The 25,094-nt window shown below is 41.5% G+C and carries 25 protein-coding genes and 4 pseudogenes; 20 read left to right on the top strand and 9 right to left on the bottom strand.

Features of this window, described 5'->3' with window-relative positions:
* Nucleotides 1-31 precede the first annotated feature (31 nt).
* From AAGG74_RS13760 to AAGG74_RS13745, 4 genes and pseudogenes are all read right to left on the bottom strand, one after another.
* A complete protein-coding gene (locus AAGG74_RS13760; RefSeq protein ID WP_429675830.1) occupies nucleotides 32-1,417 on the bottom strand; it encodes a sugar porter family MFS transporter in 1,386 nt (461 codons plus the stop codon).
* Between the two features lie 243 nt (nucleotides 1,418-1,660).
* Nucleotides 1,661-2,593 carry an aldo/keto reductase gene (locus AAGG74_RS13755; protein ID WP_162103622.1) on the bottom strand — a complete coding sequence of 311 codons (933 nt, stop codon included), beginning with the start codon at nucleotides 2,591-2,593 and terminating at the stop codon, nucleotides 1,661-1,663.
* Nucleotides 2,594-2,646: 53 nt separating this feature from the next.
* Nucleotides 2,647-2,835: pseudogene (locus AAGG74_RS13750) on the bottom strand (DeoR/GlpR transcriptional regulator); the annotation flags it as partial.
* Nucleotides 2,836-3,237: 402 nt separating this feature from the next.
* Nucleotides 3,238-4,194 (bottom strand): iron-hydroxamate ABC transporter substrate-binding protein, encoded by a 957-nt coding sequence (locus tag AAGG74_RS13745; RefSeq protein WP_429675829.1) that lies wholly within the window; start codon nucleotides 4,192-4,194, stop codon nucleotides 3,238-3,240.
* A 170-nt stretch (nucleotides 4,195-4,364) separates the two neighbouring features.
* Here AAGG74_RS13745 and AAGG74_RS13740 point away from each other — a divergent pair, with 170 nt between their 5' ends.
* Nucleotides 4,365-4,763 carry a hypothetical protein gene (locus AAGG74_RS13740; RefSeq protein ID WP_162103624.1) on the top strand — a complete coding sequence of 133 codons (399 nt, stop codon included), beginning with the start codon at nucleotides 4,365-4,367 and terminating at the stop codon, nucleotides 4,761-4,763.
* A gap of 40 nt (nucleotides 4,764-4,803) precedes the next feature.
* Here the strand turns inward: AAGG74_RS13740 and AAGG74_RS13735 are convergent, their stop codons facing one another.
* Both AAGG74_RS13735 and cotNE read right to left on the bottom strand, forming a co-directional pair.
* Nucleotides 4,804-5,157 (bottom strand): hypothetical protein, encoded by a 354-nt coding sequence (locus tag AAGG74_RS13735; protein ID WP_429675828.1) that lies wholly within the window; start codon nucleotides 5,155-5,157, stop codon nucleotides 4,804-4,806.
* Between the two features lie 246 nt (nucleotides 5,158-5,403).
* Entirely contained in the window at nucleotides 5,404-5,772 is a 369-nt protein-coding gene (cotNE, locus tag AAGG74_RS13730; protein ID WP_429675827.1) for an inner spore coat protein CotNE, read from the bottom strand.
* 226 nt (nucleotides 5,773-5,998) lie between these two features.
* Between cotNE and AAGG74_RS13725 the strand changes: the two genes are divergently transcribed.
* From AAGG74_RS13725 to AAGG74_RS23540, 8 genes and pseudogenes are all read left to right on the top strand, one after another.
* Entirely contained in the window at nucleotides 5,999-6,559 is a 561-nt protein-coding gene (locus AAGG74_RS13725) for a hypothetical protein (protein ID WP_429675826.1), read from the top strand.
* A gap of 39 nt (nucleotides 6,560-6,598) precedes the next feature.
* A complete protein-coding gene (gene yidA / locus AAGG74_RS13720; RefSeq protein WP_429675825.1) occupies nucleotides 6,599-7,411 on the top strand; it encodes a sugar-phosphatase in 813 nt (270 codons plus the stop codon).
* Nucleotides 7,412-7,644: 233 nt separating this feature from the next.
* Nucleotides 7,645-8,472 carry a DUF1206 domain-containing protein gene (locus tag AAGG74_RS13715; RefSeq protein ID WP_429675824.1) on the top strand — a complete coding sequence of 276 codons (828 nt, stop codon included), beginning with the start codon at nucleotides 7,645-7,647 and terminating at the stop codon, nucleotides 8,470-8,472.
* 132 nt (nucleotides 8,473-8,604) lie between these two features.
* Nucleotides 8,605-9,546, top strand: coding sequence for a DNA-binding transcriptional repressor DeoR (deoR, locus tag AAGG74_RS13710; protein ID WP_429675823.1), 942 nt, complete (start codon nucleotides 8,605-8,607; stop codon nucleotides 9,544-9,546).
* Nucleotides 9,547-9,651: 105 nt separating this feature from the next.
* On the top strand, nucleotides 9,652-10,323 hold the full coding sequence (gene deoC / locus AAGG74_RS13705; RefSeq protein WP_162103631.1) for a deoxyribose-phosphate aldolase: 672 nt from the start codon (nucleotides 9,652-9,654) through the stop codon (nucleotides 10,321-10,323).
* A gap of 77 nt (nucleotides 10,324-10,400) precedes the next feature.
* Nucleotides 10,401-11,582, top strand: coding sequence for a nucleoside permease NupC (nupC, locus tag AAGG74_RS13700; RefSeq protein ID WP_429675822.1), 1,182 nt, complete (start codon nucleotides 10,401-10,403; stop codon nucleotides 11,580-11,582).
* Between the two features lie 29 nt (nucleotides 11,583-11,611).
* Nucleotides 11,612-12,913 carry a pyrimidine-nucleoside phosphorylase gene (locus AAGG74_RS13695; protein WP_429675821.1) on the top strand — a complete coding sequence of 434 codons (1,302 nt, stop codon included), beginning with the start codon at nucleotides 11,612-11,614 and terminating at the stop codon, nucleotides 12,911-12,913.
* 65 nt (nucleotides 12,914-12,978) lie between these two features.
* Nucleotides 12,979-13,392, top strand: a pseudogene (locus tag AAGG74_RS23540) (lipocalin-like domain-containing protein); the annotation flags it as partial.
* Nucleotides 13,393-13,576: 184 nt separating this feature from the next.
* On the opposite strand, the gene AAGG74_RS13685 reads toward AAGG74_RS23540, so the two are convergent.
* A complete protein-coding gene (locus AAGG74_RS13685; protein WP_429675819.1) occupies nucleotides 13,577-14,692 on the bottom strand; it encodes a hypothetical protein in 1,116 nt (371 codons plus the stop codon).
* Nucleotides 14,693-14,768: 76 nt separating this feature from the next.
* On the opposite strand from AAGG74_RS13685, the gene AAGG74_RS13680 reads away from it, so the two are divergent.
* The 9 genes and pseudogenes from AAGG74_RS13680 to AAGG74_RS13640 all read left to right on the top strand — a co-directional run bounded on the left by AAGG74_RS13680 (nucleotide 14,769) and on the right by AAGG74_RS13640 (nucleotide 21,093).
* Nucleotides 14,769-15,899 (top strand): DNA cytosine methyltransferase, encoded by a 1,131-nt coding sequence (locus tag AAGG74_RS13680; protein ID WP_429675818.1) that lies wholly within the window; start codon nucleotides 14,769-14,771, stop codon nucleotides 15,897-15,899.
* A gap of 73 nt (nucleotides 15,900-15,972) precedes the next feature.
* Nucleotides 15,973-16,395 (top strand): very short patch repair endonuclease, encoded by a 423-nt coding sequence (locus AAGG74_RS13675; RefSeq protein WP_429675817.1) that lies wholly within the window; start codon nucleotides 15,973-15,975, stop codon nucleotides 16,393-16,395.
* A 494-nt stretch (nucleotides 16,396-16,889) separates the two neighbouring features.
* Nucleotides 16,890-17,255, top strand: coding sequence for a YwqH-like family protein (locus AAGG74_RS13670; protein WP_041334052.1), 366 nt, complete (start codon nucleotides 16,890-16,892; stop codon nucleotides 17,253-17,255).
* 11 nt (nucleotides 17,256-17,266) lie between these two features.
* On the top strand, nucleotides 17,267-17,536 hold the full coding sequence (locus tag AAGG74_RS13665) for a YwqI/YxiC family protein (RefSeq protein ID WP_429675816.1): 270 nt from the start codon (nucleotides 17,267-17,269) through the stop codon (nucleotides 17,534-17,536).
* Nucleotides 17,537-17,555: 19 nt separating this feature from the next.
* A pseudogene (locus tag AAGG74_RS13660) lies at nucleotides 17,556-18,842 on the top strand (T7SS effector LXG polymorphic toxin); the annotation flags it as partial.
* Complete coding sequence (locus AAGG74_RS13655) at nucleotides 18,843-19,115, top strand: HNH/endonuclease VII fold putative polymorphic toxin (protein WP_309456928.1); 273 nt, start codon at nucleotides 18,843-18,845, stop codon at nucleotides 19,113-19,115. It begins immediately after the preceding pseudogene.
* 3 nt (nucleotides 19,116-19,118) lie between these two features.
* Nucleotides 19,119-19,613, top strand: coding sequence for a YxiF family protein (locus AAGG74_RS13650; RefSeq protein WP_429675815.1), 495 nt, complete (start codon nucleotides 19,119-19,121; stop codon nucleotides 19,611-19,613).
* An 810-nt stretch (nucleotides 19,614-20,423) separates the two neighbouring features.
* Nucleotides 20,424-20,544: pseudogene (locus AAGG74_RS13645) on the top strand (hypothetical protein); the annotation flags it as partial.
* Nucleotides 20,545-20,646: 102 nt separating this feature from the next.
* The gene (locus AAGG74_RS13640; protein WP_225493154.1) at nucleotides 20,647-21,093 is read left to right on the top strand and encodes a universal stress protein; all 447 of its coding nucleotides are present in this window, start codon (nucleotides 20,647-20,649) and stop codon (nucleotides 21,091-21,093) included.
* Between the two features lie 180 nt (nucleotides 21,094-21,273).
* Here the strand turns inward: AAGG74_RS13640 and AAGG74_RS13635 are convergent, their stop codons facing one another.
* Both AAGG74_RS13635 and AAGG74_RS13630 read right to left on the bottom strand, forming a co-directional pair.
* Nucleotides 21,274-22,038: a TerC family protein gene (locus tag AAGG74_RS13635; protein ID WP_162103639.1), complete on the bottom strand. Its 765-nt coding sequence runs from the start codon at nucleotides 22,036-22,038 to the stop codon at nucleotides 21,274-21,276.
* A 315-nt stretch (nucleotides 22,039-22,353) separates the two neighbouring features.
* Nucleotides 22,354-23,076, bottom strand: a complete 723-nt coding sequence (locus tag AAGG74_RS13630; protein ID WP_429675814.1) for a 2OG-Fe dioxygenase family protein — start codon at nucleotides 23,074-23,076, stop codon at nucleotides 22,354-22,356.
* 167 nt (nucleotides 23,077-23,243) lie between these two features.
* Between AAGG74_RS13630 and AAGG74_RS13625 the strand changes: the two genes are divergently transcribed.
* Together AAGG74_RS13625 and AAGG74_RS13620 are read left to right on the top strand one after the other, a co-directional pair.
* Nucleotides 23,244-23,987, top strand: a complete 744-nt coding sequence (locus tag AAGG74_RS13625) for an SDR family NAD(P)-dependent oxidoreductase (RefSeq protein ID WP_429675813.1) — start codon at nucleotides 23,244-23,246, stop codon at nucleotides 23,985-23,987.
* 65 nt (nucleotides 23,988-24,052) lie between these two features.
* Nucleotides 24,053-24,991, top strand: a complete 939-nt coding sequence (locus AAGG74_RS13620; protein ID WP_429675911.1) for a DMT family transporter — start codon at nucleotides 24,053-24,055, stop codon at nucleotides 24,989-24,991.
* Nucleotides 24,992-25,094 lie beyond the last annotated feature (103 nt).

Raw genomic sequence — 25,094 nt, 5'->3', positions numbered from 1 at the left:
GGAATCGTCCCACGGACGATTCCTTTTTTATTTATAAAGTACGTTCATTCAGCTTTTGGTTTTGGCTGTTTTTCTTCTTTTTAAACCGATTTTTCAGGCTTGCTTCAATTTCTTCCAAGCTTTTTCCTTTTGTTTCCGGAACCACGTAGAAGGCGAAGAAAAATGAGAGCAGACAGATCACTGAAAAAATGGTAAAGACCCATGCGATTCCCAGCGCGCTGAGCATCAGCGGGAAGACGAGCGACACGATCAGGTTTGTTGCTGATAAGACCAAGGTAGTAAAGCCTGTTGCGGCTCCGCGTACTTTGGATGGGAAAAGCTCAGGCATGAGAACCCATACAACCGGACCCCATGTTGCTTGATAAAAGACGATATAAACGCCGAGAAAAACGACGGTCAGCCATGCTGTTGATGTAGAAAGACCCAGTGTCAGGAGCACAGCTGCCAGTGCGGCCAAGCTTAGTGTAATGCCGACGCTTCCCCACATCAGCAGTTTTTTGCGGCCGATGCGGTCGATCAAAATCATAGCTGTAATACACATCAATACGTTGAGGACACCGATCCCCATTGTACCGAGGACTGATGCTGATGTGCCAAGACCGGCTTTTGTAAAAATGGTCGGCGCGTAGTAGATGACCGTGTTAATACCGACAGCCTGCTGGAAAATGGCAAGGCCGATACCAATGAGAAGCATAGGGCGAATCCATTTCGCTTTCAGCAATCCGAGCGTTGTTTCTTTTTTTTCTGCTTCTGTTTCTTTCATATCTGCAAGTTCTTGTTCAATATTGTCTTCGTCATGAGTGATTTTCATAATGTTTCTCGCTTCATCTTCACGTCCGCGCTTGACGAGCCATCTTGGTGATTCAGGCATAAACGCGATCCCGATTAATAAAAGCACCGCAGGCACCGCAGCCAGTCCCACCATCCAACGCCACGCTTCAAACGGTGTGAACAGATAGTTTACGATATATGCTAATAAAATACCGGTCACAACCATTAAGTTGTTCATCGTGCCGAGTGTTCCGCGAATATTCGTTGGTGCCATTTCTGTCAGGTATACGGGTACAAGCGCCGTTGATCCGCCGACGGCCAGTCCGAGAATCACCCGAGATGCAATCAGCATGCCGATCGTTTGAGAAAACGCGCAGGCGAGCGCGCCGATAATAAAAATGATGGAAAGGACAAATACAACTTTTCTTCTGCCCCAGCGATCAGAGCACGTGCCGCTTAAGGCCGCGCCGAAAATCGCACCAAGAAGCAGCATGCTGACAACCAATCCTTCTGTGAATGTCGTTAATGGAATATCATTGTTTATAAATAGCAGCGCCCCAGAGATGACGCCCGTATCATAACCGTAAAGCAGCCCTCCTAAAGCGCCGAAAAAGTAGATCATATATTTCCTTATATTTATTTTCACAAATGTTCCTCCTCAGATGTTAGGGCAATCAGTATGTATAACAAGGTTAATAGAGTAGTACCCTTATCCTATTTGATTTGAAACATTTGTTTTGAAAATAGTAATGATAAATCCAAAAAGCGGAGTATGCTGACAAACCTAACGAGAAAAACAATATAAAAAAACCTTACCCGCGCGGGGTAAGGTTTGGTTTTTATTCTCCCTCGTTGACGAAAACCAAAGCGGAGAATCCTTTTTTTCTTCTTATGAGAACAGCTGATCAATAAATGAAATATCCTCTTGAGAAAGCGTCACATCGGCTGTTTTGATGTTATCAACCAGCTGATCGGCACGTTTTGCTCCAGGAATGAGAATATCAATTTCCGGTCTTGCCAAATACCAAGCCAATACGATGTGAGGGATCTCAACGTTGTGCTTTTGGGCAATAGGCGCAAGTTTGTTGACCTTTCTGATATTTTCTTTGAAACGCTCGCCTTTGAAGTGTTCCTGTTCGTTTCGCAGGTCGCCTTCTGGGAACGTTGTATCTTCTGTATACTTGCCTGCCAACAATCCTGATACGAGCGGGAAGTAAGGGATAAATGAAATGTTGTGCTCCTTCGTGTACGGGAAGAAAGTCTTCTCCGCTTCACGGTTTAACAGGTTGTATTCGCCTTGCAATACATCTACCAAGCCGTCTTTGTTTGCTTCTTTCAACTGCTCTAATGAGAAGTTGGAGACACCGATGGAGCGGATTTTTCCGGCTTTCTTCATCTCATTCAGCGCGTTGACGGCTTCATCCTTCGGCGTATGCTCGTCAGGGAAATGAATGTAGAACAAGTCGATATAATCTGTGTTCAAACGTTTCAGGCTTTCATCAACTGATTTTTTCAGAAACTCAGGTGAATTATCAAAAACAAAGTCATTTCCTTCTTTTCTGTGTGCGGCTTTTGTGGCGATGACTACATCTTCACGATTGAATTCGCGCAGCACTTCACCAATTAATTCTTCGGAACGGCCGATCCCGTAAATGTAGGCGGTATCTAACATTGTCACGCCATTGCGGATCGCCTCGCGAACTAATTCTTTTCCAGTTTCTTCATTTAGGTTCGGGTAGAGGTTATGTCCTCCGACAGCATTTGTTCCTAATCCGATAGGAAATACCTGCAAGTCTGATTTTCCGAGCGTAGCTTTTTTCATGATCTGCCTCCTAGAATAAAATGGATGATAGACTCTCAACCCTATTGTAACAATTAGGCCAGATGAATGCCGATTTGGTGCTCATTACAATACTGTGTGTATTTCATCATCTAGTGGTTGAGAGGGTCGTTGTGCAATGGAACCTTTCAAACGGTACATACGCCAACAGTATTGATTTTCCGAATTTTAAAATAGTCAGCTCATAGATATACTTCTTTTGCTTTTTCTGAAATCCTTTTTTTATACGGTGAATGGGTTAAAAGCAGCTCAATATTCGGCAACGAAAAAGAGAATTTCGATTACACTGCGCAAATGGCGGTTCCGCGCGATGTACCAGAAGAGCTTACTTATTTGATTATCATTGAGAATGGAAGTAATTGAGATTCCAACCAGTCTGAGTTTGCGTTCACACCCAGCTCAAATAACCCGGGTATGCTTGGCCTATTCTCTGGGTTGAAGTCACCTTTCGTTGGCACGCTGTTCGAATTCGTTTTGCTCTTAGAAATATGAAGCTGGGAATTGAGGCGGTAAAAGGAAACAGTGAAAAGCAAAATAAGAGTTCAGATCAGAGGATAAAGCCGCACAGAAGGAAGTCTGCTGAAGATCAAGCACTCACAACATCGTGAGTGCTTTTGTCATGTCATTTATTTCTGATTTTCTTTTTCCCGCTTCACAAGCATATCAGCAATTAAATCAATCTGTTTGCTGACGGCAATCGGGTCGTACGGATAGAAGGTGTTGAAGTCATTGATAAAGACACGATTGTTCTTGACCGCATTGAGGTTTTTCCAAACGGATGAATCTTTTAGACGCTCAAGTGTTTTGTTTTCTCCATTCGGATTGTAATCGGTAATGAACATATAGTCTGCGGCATACTCAGGAATAACCTCTTGAGAGAGCTGTTTCATCTCTCCTTTTTTGATGACATCTTGTTCAATTTTTTCAGGCGCTTTTAAGCCGAGCGCATTGTATACGGCTTGGCCGCCGCGTCCGCTATTGTCATTGAATACCCAGAGTGCACCTTTGTCCGTGCTTTCAAAAATGCCAAAGGTCGCATCTTTGTCGATGACGCTGTCCACTTTCTTTTTGGCAGCTTCTGCTTTTTTATTAAAGTCATCCATAAATGATTTTGCATTGTCTTTCGCTCCTGTCATATCTCCAAACATGCTGACTGTATCCTGTACGTTTTTCGCTGTGTTAAAAGGGATGACAACAGTGGGAGCGATTTTCTTTAATTTATCGACGTTCTCCTCCTTCATGACGACAATCAAGTCAGGCTGAAGCTCCATCACTTTTTCAACGCTGATCGGATCACCGACGTCCTTTACTTCTTTCAGCTGTGATGTCAAAAATGGATTTCGAAATGACCATGATCCCGCGCCGACCACATTGGCTCCGACAGACAGCAATTCCCCAGCATAAAAATCAGTGACGATGCGTTTCGGATGCGCAGGAATTTCAACCTTCCCTTTTACTGAATTGTAAGTTCTCATGTCTGTCTTATCTGAAGCTGAATCACCTTTCGAGGCTGTACCGCTGCAAGCGCTGACAAACATCAGAAGCAATACCAGCAGGCCGGTAAGCAATGCTTTCTTTTTCATCAAGAATCCCCCAAAAACTCTTTTATTAGTAATGATTATCATTATCAATTAATAATATAGCAAGAAACCCGCCCCTCGTCTATCACTATTTCAAGGAAAAAACGTTTTTGCGTTTACAGGTGACGTGATTTGTTTAATCGATTATTATAGGTAAATAGGAGGTGAAAAATATGGGAATTACGAAAAGAGGTGCCGCGTGGGAATGGCTTCATAGCTGGTGGATGCTGTTTATTTTCATGCCTTTTGCCATTACCAGTTTTTTTGCCTTTTTATTTATTGGCATCAAGGTCAGAAATAGAAAGTGGATCATGTACGGAATCATTTATTTTTTAATTGTTGCGTTTGGTTTTGTTTTGCCCGCTCAGCTCGGCGTTTTTATTGTAGTCCCGTTATGGGCAGTGACCATTGTTCACGGGTTTAAAGTGCGTCCGCTGTATCTGATTCAGCTGGATGTCTATAAAGATAATGTGGAGGCAAGAGCCTTTGCTGAGGCAAGAAGTGAAGCCGAAAGCAGATTTGATGCGCCGAAACAGTCTATTCAAGATATACATATACGAAAAGAACAGTAAGAAAAAGCTCAACACAATGCAGTGTTGAGCTTTTTCTATGTTACTGCTGATAGGTATGCTGCTGAAATGGCGTGTGTTGGCCGAATGGAAGTGTTGATATATTTGTGTTCATGCCGCTGGATTGTCCAGTGAGTTCTTGCTGCATTTGGTTGCACAGATTGACAACCTGCTGGCATTTTTGAATGGCCATGTCGTGCCCGTGCAACGCTTGTTGAATCGTATGCGCAGCTTGTTGTTCATGGGTCAGAACCTGCTGGAGCATTTGGATATTTTGCTGCTCCTGGTGAAGCATTTGGCGGTATTGCTGGCTGCTTTGCTGTGTTTGCTGAATGAGCTGCTGAGCAGTCTGTCGGCATTGATTCAGCTGCTGCAAGCCGTGTTGTGTAGTATGCATGAATTACCCCTCCGTGTAATCGATTGACGTGAGTCGGTATTATCATGCAACTTCAATGAAAAGAAATGCTGCAAATGAGAAACTACAATTATTTTCCTTATCCCCCTATCTTTGAATGAAAACAGTAAAGATTGTATACTTGTATAAACCCTTTTTATGTAAATGCGCCGCATTAAAAAACATAAGAAGTGCGGAAAACGAAATCCTCGAATCGGGAAAATCGTATTCCGCTTTTTTCTTGCTGCTTCAAAAACCGCCTTCACCTGCAGTAAATGGGATATTCAGCCTGTTTTCTACTGTGCGGAGGCGTTGATTGAGCCGGTTTAAGCGGCGTGTATGGCGTTCAACAGCCTGGCTTAACTGATTGACCTGTTCGGCCATCCGTGCAATTTCCTGATTTTGACGGCGGTCTTCATTCGTGAGGCGTGTTAATTCTCTTGTTTGCTGTTCGTTTTGCCGTTCAAGCGCGGCAACTCTTCTTTCTAACGCGGACGGCTGTCTGTCCGCCTGATAGGGATCATAATAATCCGGCTGCGGATAAGAATTGTATTCATGTTGGCTATAGTAAGGTTCCTGCTGAGGCAGCTGCGGGCTGTAATATTGGTAAGGATTCATGTAATCCATCTCCTTAAAAAATGTAGGTGAATTCCTTATAACTTATGTAGTCATTGGCACAGTGCCACGGCATGTGCCTAAAAAGGTGAGAAAGGACAGCAAAACGAGAAACGCGTCGTTTTATGACGGAATCTCCGCTCTAAAAAGAGGAGAAAACGGGACATGGATATTAGAAGCAAAGCAGCGATAACAAGAATCAAATCAAACACCAGTAAGGAGGAGACATATGAGAAATAAAAAAGCTGAAAGACTGGTGATTACAGGACTCATTTTACATATCATTCAATGGGGATTTATATTATGGGCTTTTCTCAAGATCAAACATCTATTTAGCGACTATACGATTTATAACCCAAATGTCGTCGGCGGATCAATGCAGTCCTTATCGTTTGTACAAATGCTGCGGTCTATGATCTATTCAGGGGCCTTTGTGAATTATGTGTTGTTTTTTGCGCTTATTACGCTGATGTATTGTGCAGTTCTTCATGCTATCTTGATTGTTCTGGAAATGACCGCTTACATCATGATCAGACGAAATCCCGCCTCTGCATGGGGATTCTTTTTGACGGCGGCGGGTGTGAAGCTTGCCGTCTTGAATATCACCGGTATTCCTTTTATAGCTGCCGGCTTCCTGCTGATGAAACAGGAAAAAGCAGAAAACGGCGGCATGGAGACAGAAAGAAAGCAAAAACCGCGCACACGCATCCGAAGACAAGGGCGGCGTCTGCATAAAACGCGGAGAAAACCATCTCTTCCAGTTGAATATCAAAAAGAAAAAACGATATGATGAGACTATAGCCTGAAAACGACACGAAGGAGATGCGGAATGTATAAACTAATTGCAATTGATATGGATGGAACCCTTTTAAATGATCGTCATGAAGTCACAGAGGAAGTCCGCGACGCGCTTCACGCGGCAAAAGCGGAAGGCGTGAAAATTGTGCTTTGCACCGGCCGGCCTATCGGGGGTGTGCGAAGATACTTAGATGAATTGAATCTTATTGAAGAAGGCGATTATGTCATCGCGTATAACGGAGCGCTTGTTCAAAATACGCATACAAATGAAGTGGTTACGGAGCTGTCTCTCGGTTATGAGGATTTGACTTCATTATATGACCTGAGCCTAGAGCTGAAGACGCCGATGCATTTCTTTGATTCATCTAACCTGTATACGCCTAACCGCGATATCAGCGAATTTACTGTATACGAATCGTATGTGACACAAGTGCCGCTCCATTTCCGCAAGATGGATGAAGTGCCAAAAGATATCCTCATTCCGAAAGTGATGTTTATTGATAAACCGGAGAACTTAAGCCGCGTCATTACCTCGATTCCAAATGACGTGAGGGAAAAATACACGATGGTTAGAAGCGCGCCTTTCTTTTATGAAATTCTTCATCCCGAAGCCAGCAAAGGAAATGCTGTGCGCCAGTTGTCGCAGCTGCTCGGAATTGAGCAGGCCGAAGTCATGTGCATAGGTGACAACGGAAACGACCTGACAATGATTGAATGGGCGGGCTGTGGCGTTGCCATGGCAAACGCCATCCCGGAAGTATTGGAAGCTGCAAACTTTCAAACACGTTCCAATAATGAACATGGTGTTGCGCACGCGATTCATGAGCTTGTTTTGGCGAAATAATGAAACCCAGCCTTGTAAAAGGCTGGGTTTTTGTTTATCGGTCTCACACAATGAGAATATTCACTCCGTTGAAACGATTGGCATTGCGCAATATTCAGAAAGGGAATATATCATTTCTTTGATCGGCAACTACATGTCTCAGCCGAAAAACGGCTAAGGCAGAAACTGTTTCAAGCTTTATGTAATCGGGAATGTAGATGTAATGATTCTGTCTGTGAAAGAGGGTTGGACACATGGAAGTGAAAGACCAGTACTTGTCAAAAATCAAACAGGAAACCAAGCCTTGGGTCAAGCGATTTGGACGGCTTGGTTATTTTTCATTCGGCGGTGTTTTTATCCTGCTCGGGATTCTGGCGTTTATGACGGCATCAGGTGCAGGCAGCGCAAAAGATTCGAACGGAGCGCTCCGCACCTTATCGCACATGCCGTACGGATCCATTTTGCTTTTTTTCATTGGCGTCGGTCTCATCGGTTATGTGATCTGGATGGTGCTGAGCGCCCTCAAGGATACGGAGGGTCACGGAACGAGCAGGCGCGGCCTGTCACGGAGAATGGGGAATTTTCTCAGTGCCGTTGTTTACGCATCCATTGCTTGGAATGCCTTGCGATTAGTGTTTGGCCATGGCGACAGCGGCACTTCTGAACAGACGTGGTCCGCTTATGTATTGGCGCAGCCATTCGGTCGAGGGCTCACAGGGCTGGCAGGTGCAGGCTTTATTGTATTTGCGATTGTTCAATTTTTGAAAAGTGTCCGGGCTACTTTTATGAAAGAATTCGATACGTCAAAAATGAATAGACAGATGATATGCATTACGAAAAACATCGGACGCGCAGGCAATATCGCCCGCGCAATTATTTTCTCGGCCATCGGCTATTTTCTCATAAAAACAGCCATGACCGCTGATCCTGACGATACACGAGGCTTTGACGGTGCACTCGCTGAACTCGCACAGCAGCCGCATGGCAAAATGATGCTGTCTATTTTGGCGTGCGGGCTGATTTTATATGGATTGTACGCGATTATGAAAGGCGTTTATCAGCATATGACATGGGAGGAATAAGCTCTGGGCAAACGCGTCCAGAGCGTTTTTCAGTTTCTCAGAAATCAGGTGGATGAAAGCGGGGGCCAGCCTGTATAATAAAAGCAGATCGAGAGCAGTTTCATCATGAACTGATCCACAAGGAGGTGCGGAATGGATCGGGAAAAACAACAACTAAGCATAGAAGCGGCAAGGCTTTACTATCAGTCTGACTACAGTCAGCAGCAAATTGCTAAGCAGCTCAACATTTCAAGGCCGACCGTTTCCCGGCTGCTGCAATATGCAAAGGAAAAAGGGTTTGTCCAGATTCGCGTCATCGACCCTTTTGAGGATTTGGATGCGCTCGGTTCCATGCTTAAAGAGAAATACGGGCTTCTCGAGGCGCATGTTGTCTTTTCCCCGACACCCGATTATATAGAAATCACACATCACCTAAGCCGCTATGGTGCAGAATATATTCATGAAACGGTCAATGACGGCGACATTGTCGGTGTCAGCTGGGGAACCACCATGTACCAAATCGCGCAAAACATGCTGCCAAAGCAGGTGAAAGGCGTTGAGGTCGTTCAGCTGAAAGGCGGCATCAGCCACTCTCAGGTAAACACGTATTCCGCCGAAACGATTCAGCTGTTTGCAGAGGCTTTTCAAACGGTTCCGCGTTATCTCCCGCTTCCCGTCGTGTTTGATCATGCGGATGTGAAGCGAATGGTAGAGAAAGACCGTCATATTGAGCGGATCATTGAGATGGGCAAACAGGCAAATATCGCTCTCTTTACAGTGGGAACTGTCCGTGATGAAGCCCTGTTATTCCGGCTTGGCTATTTTAATGAAGAAGAGAAAGCACTGCTGAAAACACAGGCCGTCGGAGATATCTGTTCACGCTTTTTTGATGCGAGAGGGAATGTTTGCAGCAAGGCTATCAATGACCGGACCATCGGTGTCGAGCTTGAAGACCTCAGGCTGAAGGAGTGCTCCATTTTAGTGGCTGGAGGGAGCAGAAAAGTGTCGTCCATACATGGTGCATTAACTGGAAAATATGCCAACGTATTAATCATTGACCAGCACACCGCAAGGGCGCTTGTTAATGGTTTGTGACACGCGCAAACCGTTCGCTGAACAAAATTTCATTTACTAATTTACATATGTTCAAAAGTCGGTTATGCTAAAAAATATCTTAACAAAAAAGGAAGTGTGCGAAGGATGTCATTAGCTCACATAATTGATCATACAGCTTTGAAACCGCATACACAAAAAGCGGACATTCTAACATTAATCGAAGAAGCGAAAGCATACAAATTTGCGTCAGTATGTGTTAATCCGACTTGGGTGGAGCTTGCTGCAAAGGAGCTTAAGGGAACTGGAGTTGACGTTTGTACGGTCATCGGCTTCCCGCTCGGTGCCAATACAACGGAAACAAAAGCGTTCGAAACAAAAGACGCGATTTCAAAAGGCGCCACTGAAGTGGACATGGTTATTAATATTGCCGCTTTGAAAGATAAAGAAGATGACGTGGTGGAAGCGGATATCCGCGGTGTGGTGGAAGCCGCAGCCGGAAAAGCGCTTGTCAAAGTCATTATCGAAACATGCCTTCTGACTGATGAGGAAAAAGAACGTGCTTGCCGTTTAGCCGTTTCTGCGGGCGCGGATTTTGTAAAAACATCAACAGGCTTCTCTACAGGCGGCGCAACAAAAGAAGACATCGCCTTAATGCGAAAAACAGTAGGGCCTGATATCGGCGTGAAAGCATCCGGCGGTGTCAGAACGAAAGAAGATGTAGACACGATGGTCGAGGCGGGCGCAAGCCGAATCGGCGCCAGCGCAGGTGTCTCTATTGTCAAAGGAGAACATGCAACAGGCGGAGACAACTACTAAAAAGCTGGTGGGCAGACTGCTTTCCATTTTCTGAGGGAAAAATTTTCGCAAGCTAATACAAATAAAGGAGAACACATATGAAGTATTTGATTGGGATTATCGGTTTAATCGTGTTTTTAGGCCTTGCATGGATCGCAAGCAGCGGGAAAAAAAGAATTAAGATCCGCCCAATTGTTATTATGCTCATTTTGCAATTTATTCTTGGCTACATTCTCCTCAATACCGGAATAGGGAATTTCCTCGTCGGAGGGTTTGCGAAAGGATTCGATTACCTGCTCGGATACGCGGGAGAAGGAATCAACTTTGTGTTTGGCGGTCTGGTGAATGCGGATCAAACGACATTCTTTATGAATGTTCTCTTGCCAATCGTGTTTATTTCCGCTCTGATCGGGATTTTGCAAAAGTGGAAGATTCTTCCTTTCATTATCAGATATATCGGTCTTGCCCTCAGCAAGATAAACGGTATGGGAAGACTGGAATCGTATAACGCAGTTGCTTCTGCTATTTTAGGGCAATCGGAAGTATTTATTTCCTTGAAGAAAGAACTTGGCCTTTTAAATCAGCAGCGCTTGTATACATTGTGCGCTTCTGCAATGTCAACCGTATCCATGTCAATCGTCGGTGCGTATATGACGATGCTGAAACCGGAATATGTCGTAACAGCGCTGGTCTTGAATTTATTTGGCGGTTTCATTATTGCTTCCATTATCAATCCTTACGAGGTTGCCAAAGAAGAGGATATGCTTCGTGTTGAAGAAGAAGAAAAACAATCCTTCTTCGAAGTGCTCGGAGAATACATCCTTGACGGCTTCAAAGTAGCGGTTGTTGTCGCTGCGATGCTGATTGGATTTGTCGCGATTATCGCCCTCATTAACGGCATTTTTAACGCGATATTCGGTATTTCCTTCCAAGACATCCTTGGATATGTGTTTGCTCCATTTGCTTTCCTTGTTGGTATCCCATGGAATGAAGCTGTTAATGCGGGAAGCATTATGGCAACAAAAATGGTATCCAACGAATTTGTCGCCATGACGTCGCTCACGCAAAACGGCTTCCATTTCAGCGGCCGTACAACAGCGATTGTATCGGTATTCCTTGTGTCATTTGCAAACTTCTCCTCGATCGGAATCATTGCCGGAGCGGTGAAAGGACTGAATGAAAAGCAAGGAAATGTCGTCGCTCGTTTCGGTCTGAAATTATTATACGGCGCTACGCTTGTCAGCTTTTTATCAGCGGCAATTGTGGGCTTGATTTACTGAACATAATCGAAAAGGATCGGTGACTATACATGAGAATGGTAGATATCATCATCAAAAAACAAAACGGAAACGAACTCACCACAGAAGAAATCCAGTTTTTCGTGAACGGCTATACGGACGGAAGCATTCCTGATTATCAGGCAAGCGCGCTTGCTATGGCGATTTTCTTTCAGGATATGAGTGACCGTGAACGCGCGGACTTGACGATGGCTATGGTGAACTCCGGTGAAACGATTGATCTTTCTGCCATTGAAGGAATTAAAGTCGACAAACACTCTACCGGCGGCGTCGGCGACACGACAACACTCGTTCTCGCTCCGCTAGTTGCGGCTCTTGATGTGCCGGTTGCCAAAATGTCCGGCCGCGGCCTCGGCCATACGGGCGGAACGATTGATAAATTAGAGGCAATCGAAGGCTTCCACGTGGAACTGTCGAAGGACGAATTTATTAAGCTTGTGAACCGCGACAAGGTCGCCGTCATCGGCCAAAGCGGCAATTTAACGCCTGCTGATAAAAAACTGTACGCGCTTCGTGATGTAACGGGAACGGTCAATTCCATCCCGCTGATTGCAAGCTCGATTATGAGTAAAAAAATCGCTGCTGGGGCGGATGCCATCGTGCTCGACGTGAAAACGGGAGCGGGCGCCTTCATGAAAACGGAAGAAGACGCGGCTGAACTCGCCAAAGCGATGGTGCGCATAGGCAATAACGTCGGCCGCCAAACAATGGCTGTTATTTCTGACATGTCCCAGCCGCTCGGCTTTGCGATCGGAAATGCGCTTGAAGTGAAAGAAGCGATCGACACGCTCAAAGGCGAAGGTCCTGAGGATCTTCATGAGCTTGTCTTAACGCTCGGAAGCCAGATGGTTGTGCTTGCGAAAAAAGCCAATACTTTAGACGAAGCGAGAGCAAAGCTGGAAGAGGTCATGAAAAACGGCAAAGCGCTTGAGAAGTTCAAGGACTTCCTGAAAAACCAAGGCGGCGACAGCTCGATTGTTGACGATCCGTCTAAGCTTCCACAAGCTGCATATCAAATTGATGTGCCTGCCAAAGAAGCGGGCGTCGTCTCCGAAATCGTCGCGGATGAAATCGGCGTCGCTGCGATGCTGCTGGGTGCCGGACGCGCCACAAAAGAAGACAAAATCGATTTAGCCGTCGGCATCATGCTCCGCAAAAAGGTCGGCGACAAGGCAGAAAAAGGCGACCCGCTCGTCACCCTCTACGCCAACCGCGAAAACGTCGATGAAGTCATCGCAAAAGTCTATGAAAACATCCGCATCGCAGCGGAAGCGAAGGCGCCGAAGCTGATTCATACGGTGATTACGGGATAAAATTAAGATAAAAACAGATCGTGTTTTGCAGCGATCTGTTTTTTTTGTTTTGTTTTGAATAGACTGACCTCCATGGCAAAGAAGTCACATTCTTCGACGACCGCTCCATCATAGCATTCGGCGTAAAGCTCATGGACAGTTATTCATTTGAAACAGAAATGAAAAAGGAGCGGGATACGTCCAATCAGACCATAACCCCGCATGCTTTAACAAAGCTCCTATTAATATTCCATACTCGCACGGAAAAGACATCTCAACCGGCATCAAAAAGCCACCACCATCCAGCTCAACAAAAACCACACCATTTCTAGGGAATTACAAGGACATGGAAGAAAACAGGAAAAACACAGCCGATATTACGTTAGCTGGCAAGAAGTATAATGGCGTATTTGTACGCCAATGGGATTCGATGAGAGAGAAGAACGTCGTGACGTTTAGTGTGTTGAGTGGGCGGTGAGGCTGTTTGGGGATCTAAATAACGTCTTGAACTTTAAAATTTTAATTTGAAGTTTGTTAGCTAAATGAGTGATTTAATGAACTTATAAAACAGTTTAAAATCAATAAATCAAAAGTCCTTGAACTAAATCTACTTTACAAGAAAAAGGACTTTTGATTTTTAATATTGAAAATAGAGAACATTTGTTCTATAATTAGATAAAGATCTTAACTAATTGACCAAAATAAAGAGAGGTCTATTTTTTTTATGGATTGTTCTTTAGAATTTATACGCCCTATTTTCATTTCCGGTTTAAGATTTAAAATGATATTTGTGTAATTTTCTAATAAACTCAATGACTTGTCTATTTTAATTAATGGAGAATCTTTAAGTCTAGATTCCCAGGTTGTAAAGCAAACTTCTTCCAAGTTATCTTGAGGGTTATTTAGTAACTTTTTAATGTCTTCTTGTTTTTCTCGAAAAGTCTTGAGTATTTTTGGATAACGAATGTCACTTTTCTCAAAAATTTGAATTTTTCCTCCTGCCGAAAAGCTATCTCTTAAGGAAGTACTATAAACAAAATGTCTCGTAATCATATTTGCTCCGACTTCTGAGTAATCTGCTTCCTTTTGAAATAAATCATATGGAAATAAAATAAATGATTCTGCTAGAATCCTTGACTTTTCAGCTTTGTTCAATTTGGAAAAATTCATTGGTTTTATTTGAGTTTCATCTTCATTTGTTATATACCACTTGTCTTGGTTGTTGTTTTTAGTGAGTTTACTGAAATACTTTTTTATGAATTCGGTTTTCTCCGAAGGGCTTTTCACTCTAAATTTTAAATATGTATCTTCTGGATCTATAATTGTGAATATATCCTTTTGTTCGGTACTCATATTAATTGCAAAACGGGGTGAATGAGTAACTTCAATTTTCTTAATGCTATCACTGTATGTCGAATATCTAATCTCACAATTAGTCTTATTCTCTTTTGGTTTAGGTCTTCTTCCAAATAGAATGTATATTTCTTTATAGGCCAACCCTTCATCATTTTCTTTATTTGAATGAGTTTCAAATACACTATTTCCTTTGGAATACCAATTTCCTGAACTAGAAAATTTGATTTCCAACCCAAATAAAGATCCATCGGGAAACTTAATTGTTAGGTCAGGAAATGAGTGAGGCCCATTGTGTTTGAAGTCGAAAATATGTCCATATATTTTCAATTCTTCTAAATTTCGAATGATATATTTTTCGAAATCAAATCCTGAGTTTACACTATGAAAAATGCTATTGTCATTTTCTATTCTGTTTTTTAGTGAATCTAAAAGATTTTCAATCATAAACATCCTCCTTTTAGAATAAACAAGTGGCTTTTCGATATCAATTATACTATATTAATAAATGGAGGTGGCTTAGATGCCAGCAAATACTTTTTTTGAAAAAAGCCCTCTTGAAGTAAATGCTAGAGCACTTTCTCTGAAAGAGAAAGAAAAGATTAGAGTTGTTTCTCTCTTTAGTGGATGTGGGGGCATGGACCTTGGTTTCAAAGGTGGTTTTCGTTTTTTAGAAAAAGATTATGAAGAAAACCCATTCGATATTGTTTTCTCAAATGATATATTCTCTGCAGCTATGAAAGTTTATGAGCATAATTTTGGTCACAAAGGTATTCAAGACAGCATTGCGGATATTGATCTAAACATTGTTCCAGAGGCTGATCTCGTTATTGGGGGATTTCCGTGTCAAGACTTTAGTCTGGCGGGAAAAAGAAAAGGGTTAACTAGTGAACGGGGAAGACTTTACGAGCACATGATAAGAGTAATTAAACATTGTAATGCTAAAATGTTTGTTGCTGAGAATGTAGATGGTATACGAACGAATAAGGCTCATGCTAACGTGGATGTTACAGCTCTTGATACTATTCTAGAAGACTTTGAAAAAGCGGGATATACTGTACAGTATAAAGTTTTAAACGCAGCTGATTATGGAGTTCCACAAACCAGGAAGAGAGTTATCATATTTGGAATTAGAAAAGATATTTCTTCTAAAATCTATTATCCAGAACCTACCCATAGTGAAGAAGGTTTATTCGGATTACCTTGGGTAAGCGCTAAAGAAGCTATAGATGATCTGTGGGGGCAAATAGATAGTCCGGATTTTTTAAATCATACTAGTAAGGACTATTCAAAAGCTAAATTCTATCCAGGGAAAAAAATGCAAGGAAATAATAGAATTTCCGCTCATAAACCTGCGGGAACTATAAGAGCTGAGCATCATGGAAATATTGAAGCACACTATAGAACCAATAATCCAGAAGACGAGGAAGATATGAATTCTTGGAGAAGATTATCTATACGCGAGTGTGCGAGACTTCAATCTTTTCCTGATGAGTTCAATTTCACTGTTTCTGCTTCTAGTGCGTATAAAATGATTGGCAACGCAGTTCCACCAGTAATGGCTTGGCATATAGCAAGAGCGGCGTATTACACATTATCTCAAAAAGAACATGACATTTCTATATTGAAAAACCAGACAGTTACCACCTACTGATAAGTAGGTGTTTTTTTTGTGTCAAAAAAGGTTAATAATATAAAAATAATTTAAATATAAAGGAAGGATTTAAATGGATAATGTATCAAAAGAAAAAAGAAGTAATACTATGAAAGCGGTAAAGTCAAAAAATACAAAAATCGAAAAAGTTGTATCTAAAGAAATTTGGAGAAGAGGAATTAGGTTTAGAAAAAATGTAAAAGATTTAAAAGGAAAACCAGATATTGCAATAAAGAAATATAAAATTGTTATTTTTATTGATTCATGTTTCTGGCATGGATGTCCGTTACACGGGAGGATACCTAAATCAAACGTTGAGTTTTGGAATAATAAAATAAAACGAAATATAGAAAGAGATAAAAGCATAAATCAACATTATACAAGAAAAGGGTGGAATATACTACGTATATGGGAACATGATTTAAATAAAAAGAAATTTTCTCAAAAAATAGATGAAATAGAAGAGTGGATTAAAATTATAAAATCAAAAGAATAGTTTGTGTTTTAGAGCACATCCTAACTTAAGATTATTAATCCAAGCTTGATTAGTTTTGAAATTTTAAGATTATTCTTCCAAAATTAAAATTCCCCTTTCAGTAAAACAGGCTGAAATCGATGTTCAACCGGATAAAGCTTGTGCTTTTCTTGCAATTCTTCATGAAAACCACTGTTTTTTGTCATTTTTTCTCTCTCCATATTTAAATAGATATCTTGATTTTATCATTATTATTGACTTTAGGTAACAGATATTTGCAAATGGCATCGCGCATCAAATGAGGATAATTGTACCTGCGCTTATAGTCCTGTGTAAGCTGAGTTTCACTCGAGAGAAAGTGGAATGAAAAGAATAATAGATAAATATACTTATTTGTGTCCTCTTCAAGACAATCCCTTTTACCTATTTATCCGATATGACCCATCATGTAATATGAAAATAGTCTGTATTGTAAAGAATTGACACAGTTTGATAGAAACACGAGGTGTTGCGGCATGCATAGTGAAATGTTGTTACATTCGGTAAAAGCCGACTTACATGAAAAACAGGAACAGATCCATCAATTAAAACGAGTGCTGCACGAAATCAGGCAAATCAAACACGAATTTTCCGAGGCCCAGCATCTCATTCACCGGCCTCATCTTAACCGAGAGGCATGGAGAGGAACACATGCGGAGCGATTCGAAGATATTCGTGAAGGAATGAACAAAGCATATCAGCAAATTAAAAGCGATCAAGTCAGCGGAATCATCGAAAGCATCGAAGGAAAAATCCACTCCTTAGAGGGCGATGTCTATTCCATCAGACGCCAAATCACAAGAATAGAGCATGAAATAGAGAAGGAAAAACATAAAAAGTGAGGTGAGCACAAATGGCACAGGAAATTAAAATGGTGTATGGCACAGTGAAGCAAGGGCTCTCACAGCTCAAGAATTCAGCTGAACTCAAATCCTCCGTTCCCGTCCACATCTCAGGCCGAAACCATTTAAACGTTGTGAAGTCCATCGAGCAATTAAATGAGGACATCAAAGAGCTCACTGAAGCATATGCGTCCGTTCTGGCCAAACATATCGCACAAACGGAAAGCGCGGTAAACGCCATGAAGGAAACGGACGAAAATATATCATCTTCCATGAAATAAAGCGCGGGAGGACAAGGGATTGAAAACATTAGATGTCCACGCTCTTCACGAGGGCATTCAGCATACGATTGAGAAACTGGACAAGCAAAAACAGCAGCTGGAAAAGCTGGAAAAAAGCATTGAGCATTTGGCAGGCATGAAGGACGCGCTAAAAGGAAAAGGCGGAGACGCCATCCGGACTTTTTACGAGGAGTGCCACAAGCCTTTTCTCCTCTTCTTTGGCATGTTTATCGACGAATACAAAAAAGTGCTGAAACAAACACAGCATGCGATTTCCTCGGTAGAATCTGACTCCCACGGCATGATCGCAGAGGCTTTTCTCTCACACGACGCGAGACACGGGGTCAAGCATGCGCGTGAAGTAACAGAACAGCTCACAGACGCAGTGAATCGCCAAACATCAGCCATCGGCCACATCGTCAGCCTGCCGACAGTCAATGACTCCTTCTTTCGGGTGGAAACAGAACAGGCTGAACGGCTGATCTCAGACACCCTGCATAAGCTCTTTCAATTTGACGGCAAGCAAACCCAAGCACTAGAAACAGCAAAATCAGATTTTCAAACGATGAAAAAATACATTGATCAGCTCGAAACCATGTACACCGGTCCGAAAATCGAAATCACAGGCTACAAAAGCGGCTTTATCTTGAAATCACAGGAAGAAGAAAACATAAACCAAACCTTCGGCGCGATTAACCCGCAAATGAAGCAGGCGGTTGATTCACCGATGGAGATGATGTTGAAGAAATTAGACGAGAAAGAAAAGTCTAAAGTCGATTCAGTTGTCAGAACGGATCATTCTAAAAAGGTAAATAAAAATATTATTGTTATTAATGGTAAAGTGTATCATACGAGTGAACATGTAGAACATGTCAAAACGGATTTCTCAAATGCAGAAGTTAAACAAGTTGTTTATAATGATACACTTTATAATGTATATATATCAGGTAATAATATGAAACTTGAACCTGTCGTCTCGCTTTCGGACATTAAAGTGGATGAGAGCGGATATGTGAAAGTTTTAGAGACAGCTGTGGAGTTCTCTGGTGTAAATGATCTGTTTAGAGCTGTTACAGGCAGAGACCCTATAACAGGCGAAAAAATCTCAAGTAAAGATCGCATTATTGCAACTGTTCATACAGTGCCAATTTCGAAAATAGCTAAGTTGCAAAAATTCAATATATATAAGTTAATTAATGGTGAGAAAAAGACGAAGAAGGCTTCTAAGGTTGAAAAAAGTATAAATAAAAATGACAAGCTACTAACCAAAAATGGAGCATTTAGAGATGCTAAAAGGAGAGCAGGAATACCTAATACTTCTCAGCATAAGAAGCCAGTAGACGTTTTTGATGGAACGAGTGAGAATAGAAGGGTATATGAATTTGAAGTAGATGGTAAGAAAAAATATATTATAGAGCATAGAGAAGATAAACTTGGTCGTGGTCCCCATTTTCACGGTGCTGATGATTTAAAAGGTAATCCGCTAGAAAAAGGAAGATATAATCAGTATCCTGGTCATTCACCAGAAGATTTTGAAGGTTATAAAAATAAAGGAAAGTTTAAGAAAAAAGGTGATTAAAACTTGAATAACGAGAGAGTTAAAAAGATGGAACTTCTAAAAAGAAAAAGTAGAAGAAAAAATTTAATTAGAGAATTAGGTTTTTTAAATATTAATGAGGATTCCTTTTTAGATATTGAAGAAAACGAGCTGTTCTGCAAAAAAGTATTTTCAATTCTTGATACAAAGCAGAATAAAGTACAAATACAAGGTATTGATTATATAGAGAACATTCAAAAATCCACCCAATTATTAAAGGATACTTTTGGAAATGTGGAATCGGGCTCAAAGGAAGCAAGGTTACTCTTTTTTAGAGAAAATGAAATAGAGGCTGTTTTATTACCTTTAGACGAGATATTTATGAATTTGGAAAAAGTGCTCAAAATCACAAAATTTTCAATTGGATATGGAGATTTTATTCTTACATCAGAAGATTTTAAATTCGGATTATGTATAGAACGGACAGAATATCACTATGAATTTTGTGTCTGGGGATTATCTGAAAAAAACAAAAAATGAAGGTTTAATATATTGAACAACAGTTGAAAAAATGACTTTTTATTTACGTTAATGATAGAGAATTTTTATTAAGATAAATAACTGAATCATTATTGAAATCAACATATTAGAAGAGGCGTTAAAATAAAGAAAAACCTTGAAAGGTGAACCTTTCAAGGTTTTTCACAATTATCATCCTTTTCTAGCAAAAACAAATAAAAAGGTAAGGGTCAGTTTAAAATGTTCACTACTTACAATGAATATGATTTATTAGAACTGTTTGATAGCGAGCCAATCAGCGTGTCGAGTGATCCCCTTGCAGAAATATTCATGTACTCTATCCAAGATATGAAAGGCTTTAAACTGATTCTGACAATGGATGTATACGCTTTGGAGTGCAATCTAAGTCTCACCTTCAATGAGTTGCTTGTTTTTGAATCTGAATTTATAAATGTTACTCAATTAAAGAAGTATAATTCTACTTTATTTATATATATATTCATAGCGAACCAAAGGTAAAGGTTATATTTAAAAATCAACTTGGAATTATTTTTATTTAATGATACATGAAATGTAAGGATGTTAGAAATTGAAAATCACCTTAAATACTTTCAAAGTACATCATGTAACTCACGACTGAATACTCTTTATGGATTGAAGAAAGGTTGGATAAACAAATTGCAGTAATAAACTATGCGGAAAAACAAAATGACTAACCGCTATAAAAGTTATTCGCTTAGTTATAGTCTGCGTTAACAATTCGACCAACATAAACTAAAATTCCGCCGGTGAAAGAAATCTGCAAAATGCAGACAACAGAAACACTGCTTGCCGGACGGCGTTGACTTAATCGGCTACACATCATGGGGCCCACTTAGCACATCCACTGCGGGAATAAAAAAAGCGTCAGCTGTATCAGCAGGTCATCGCCACAAACGGAGAGAGTCTCTGACAACTTATTGAAAACTCACGCACTTCAATTGACAATAGCCGGAAGCAGGCGGACAATAAAAGAGAAAGATGAACCACCCACGATCCGAAAGGCGGGATGAGCATGTTTAACAAAATATTAGTTGCGATTGACGGATCAGATATGAGTGCGAAAGCGCTTGATGCCGCAGTGCATTTGGCTAATGAACAGCAGGCGGAGCTAAGCATCCTTCATGTGGGAAGAGAAGCCGTTGTCACGACTTCTTCTCTGACGGGAATGACCTATGTGCCTGAACATTTTATTGAAGAAATCAGGGGCGAGGTTAAAAAAGAAGGTCTGAAAATCCTCGAGAATGCAAAAGAAAATGCAGCTGAAAACGATGTTCAAGCTGAAACGATCTACGTGAATGGCGAGCCGGCTCATGAAATTTTGAATACGGCAAAAGAGAGAGGCATCAGTCTTATCGTTGTCGGCAGCCGAGGCATCAGCGGCCTGAAAGAAATAATGCTTGGAAGCGTCAGCCATAAAGTATCACAATTATCGCCTTGCCCGGTTTTAATTGTTCGTTGATAAAATTAAAATTGTAAAACAGTTTTACCAAAAGAGGCGCCTTTCATTGACCAATAAGGTAAGGAAAGCCGCCTCCATCTGGTTAACTGGCTATCAAGTTTAGTCCCCGACTTTCTGAGTTTTTATTCGAAGGTAAGTAGCTTATCATATCCTTTCTTTCCATTGATGCTTTTAAATCTTCTATTTATTCGCTGCTTTATTGGCCGGCGCAAACCAACCGAATAATGCAATGGCTACTAAGACGCCATAGAAGATCAGCGTCCAGGTTGTGCCATGCGGAAAGTTGTGGTCCAGGATTCCAATATCTTCATGGGCAAGGGTAATAACCACCAGTTTGACTCCGACCCAGGCCACAATGGCATAAGCGGTTGTTTCCAGTGCAGGGCGCTGATTAAGCAGCTTGACAAACCAGGTTGCTGCAAACTTAATCAGGATCAGGCCGGCAATCCCTCCGAGGACAACAATAATAAATTGTCCTCCATCCATGCCGCCGAAATCATTAAGCGGTGAATCCGGAAGACCGAGTGCTAAAGCAACTGCAGCCAGTATCGAATCAATGGCAAAAGCGAGATCCGCTAAAGCAATCTTCCCGACTGTGGGCCAGAAGCCTTTCCCGGCAGCCTCCTCTTTGTCCTCCTTATGAATGTTCTCATTTTTTTTTCCAAACTGGGCCTTTATCACATGCTTTAAGCCCAGGTAAAGAAGATAAGCAGCTCCTATTGCTTGGATCTGCCAAACATTTGCGATAAACGAAATGGCAAAAAGCGCTGCAAACCGGAAGGCAAATGCCATGATAATTCCATAATTTATTGCTTTTTTTTTCTGATCGTCGGGTAAATGTTTGGCGATAACTGCCAGTACAAGAGCATTATCTGCTGACAGCAGTCCTTCTAATCCGATTAAAATTAACAATGTCCAGGCATATTCCAGCCAGATAGACTCCATCAACATCTTTCCTTTCTAAAATGTAAGTTGTATCAACAGTATTACCCCTCTTGTCAATAGTTAACTCCATTGAACATAATAGTATTTATTGGTTCTTCCTTCGTGCTGGTAAAAAACACCCCGGCTCGCAGAGAAGCCGGGGCGTTTTTGAAACAGAAAATTTATAAATATGAAAAAAATCATCTAGTCATTTCATCGTAGGTATCTTTCTTTTTTATACGGTTTTTGTTCATTCTTCTCTTCATTGTAATGACCTGAAATCTGGAATAATGAACATGCTTTGTGGTTATTTTAAAATGGTTATATGTCTGTCTTTTATTTATTAGAAAAGGTAACCAAAAGGATATCTCGATGCGCGCCATCTGCATTGGCAGTGCCGACTGGTGTTACCGCATGAAAGACTTTTTGTCCGAGAGCGAGTGTTTCAAGCGGGTTCGTCAGCCGCAGCACTTTATCAATTTGTTTGACAGACGGAGCAATCAAGTTATCGCCGCCGATAGCATCTTCGCTCAGTTGAAACAAATGGACGAATACAAGCGGTTCATCATCGCGGTGCAGCCAAATAGGAGAACTGTATGATGGTGTCTCAGGAGTTACACGGTATCTGACTTGATGGAGCCCGACGATCACTTCCTTCTCCCAATCGACTAAATCGGTTTGACGGGCTATTTCTACGTTTGAATGTATCATTTGCTGCGTCACTGGATGCTGCAGAAACTCGTCTGATATTTTATCGAATTGTCTGACAATACCTCCGTCATCATAATTATATTCTTTTGATTGGAAATATCCATTATCAGGATCTAATTCAAGGGTGTCAGAGTGAGGGGCCAGAATATAGCGAGAGTGCGCTCTGTAACGGCCGCCTCCTTTAGGGTCTGCTTTCAAATCATCATATGTAAGCTGTAATTCGCGCACTGCGCTGTCTTTTGTTTTTTGCTGGTAGAAATCTGCTGGAATATAAGAATAGCCGTTTTCCGTTAAATAAGAAGCATAGTTAGCAATATCAGATTGTAACTCTTTTGAAACTTGTACCATATCGATCTCTCCTTAAAAAGTAGATGATTTTTTCGAACATATCCTGTATGATAGAAAATGTGGAAAATAGAGGATGTAACACCATGCTAAAATATTTGTAATATGTTGTCAAATATTATTATTCAGATTATTTCGAATTACCAAAATGAAAAAAGGCAGAATGTAAAATGACGAAAAAAAAGATTATAATGATTACTGGGGCAAATAGCGGAATTGGTTTTGCGGCGGTACAGCAATTTCTAGCAGACGGCTTTCGGGTCGTTGGAGTAGATATTCAAACGAATAAAATGTCAGAATTTATAGTTAACAATGATTTTCACATGGAAGAAGCAGACTTGTCTGATGTCCAGCAGGCGGAATCCTTGCTGCCAAAGCTTGAACAAAGCCGATTGATTCCTGACATCTTAATGAATGCAGCAGGAATAAGGGAAATCACCCCTGTTCTTGAATTATCAGCAGATGCATTCAAAAAGGTGATAGACATTAATCTCACGGCAGCTTTTATTCTTTCACGAGATGCGGCAAGGCTATGGTCTAAGCGGGGAATACGAGGCTGTGTGATCAACATCGCCTCTGTGTCCGGGCTGATGGCAGAGCCTGCTCGGGCTGCCTATGTGTCTTCCAAGCATGCGGTTATCGGATTGACAAAGCAGCTTGCTATGGAATTCGGATCAATGGGAATCAGGGTGAATAGCATTTCGCCGGGCGTGATCCAGACAGAATTAACGGAAGCGTATTTTCAAGACGAAGAAATGGTTCAGCTGATTAAAGATAACCATGCCCTGCATACGTGGGGGCAACCGAGTGATGTCGTTTCCTGTATGAAGTATTTGGCTTCTGATGAGGCGCACTTTATTACAGGTTCAAACTTTGTCATAGACGGAGGCTGGACGGCTGGCAAGAAACTATAAAAAAGGAAAAGCACCTTGCAGTGGGGTGCTTTTCCCTATACATAACTGGAGGTAGAATACGCTTGATGCAGCAAGATCTCTTAATGGCACAAAAACAAAAATCAACAGCCGTGCTGAAAATGGTCATCTCCATGGTGATTTTCGGTTCAATCGGCTTTTTCTCAGAGCATACCAATTTGCCGTCATTTGAACTGGTATTTGTCCGCTGCCTTTGCGCGACGCTATTTTTAAGCTTCTGCTGGCTGGCGTCCGGTCAGTATAAAGCCGAAAAGTGGAGCAAGAGGGATGTGCTGCAAACATTGGCATGCGGTTTCTTTCTTGTATTCAACTGGGTGTTTTTATTTAAGTCTTTTGAAGAAACATCTGTTACGATTGCCATCTCTGTTTATCACCTTGCGCCGGTGCTTGTCCTTCTTCTGGGGAGCATCATCTACAGAGAGAGATTACATGTCATTTCCGTCAGCTCCATTGTCATCTGTTTTCTAGGAACGGCGCTGATTTCCGGAATTAACGGCAGTACTTCATTTACACAGCTGATGGGGTCAGGAATCATTTGGGCAGTTCTCGCCGCACTGTTTTATGCGTTTACTACTTTATTAGGGAAAGGCATTCAAAACCTCAGCCCTTACACGACCACATTTTTGCAAACCGGTTTAGGGGTTGTTATCCTGATTCCGTTTATTCACTTCGGCACTTTTGCTAATCTGTCTCAAGGAAACTGGATCATGGTGGTATCTACCGGTATCATTCATACAGGTATTGTGTATTTGCTGTTTTTTGACAGTTTGCGATTTTTATCAACGAAATTTATTTCAATCATTGTCTTCCTTGACCCAGCTGTCGCAATTGTACTCGATACCGTCTTCACAGGCTTTCGCCCAGACCTCTATCAAACACTTGGCATTGTAATGATCTTTGCGGGCATGGCGTTGACGCTTGTCAGAAGACAAGGGAAAGCGGAAGTTATGGCTGAAGATAAGGATATGGAACAAATTCAACAATAATAGAAAGAATGTAAAAAGGCCTAAGTGGCCTTTTTTTATTTTGGGTCAAATGACTCTGGTTAATTCTTAAAGTAAGATAAACTTTCCGGAAAAATATTGCAAC

The organism is Bacillus mexicanus (assembly GCF_050445615.1).
Taxonomy (GTDB): domain Bacteria; phylum Bacillota; class Bacilli; order Bacillales; family Bacillaceae; genus Bacillus; species Bacillus mexicanus.
This window is presented reverse-complemented; position numbering and strand designations above follow the sequence as displayed.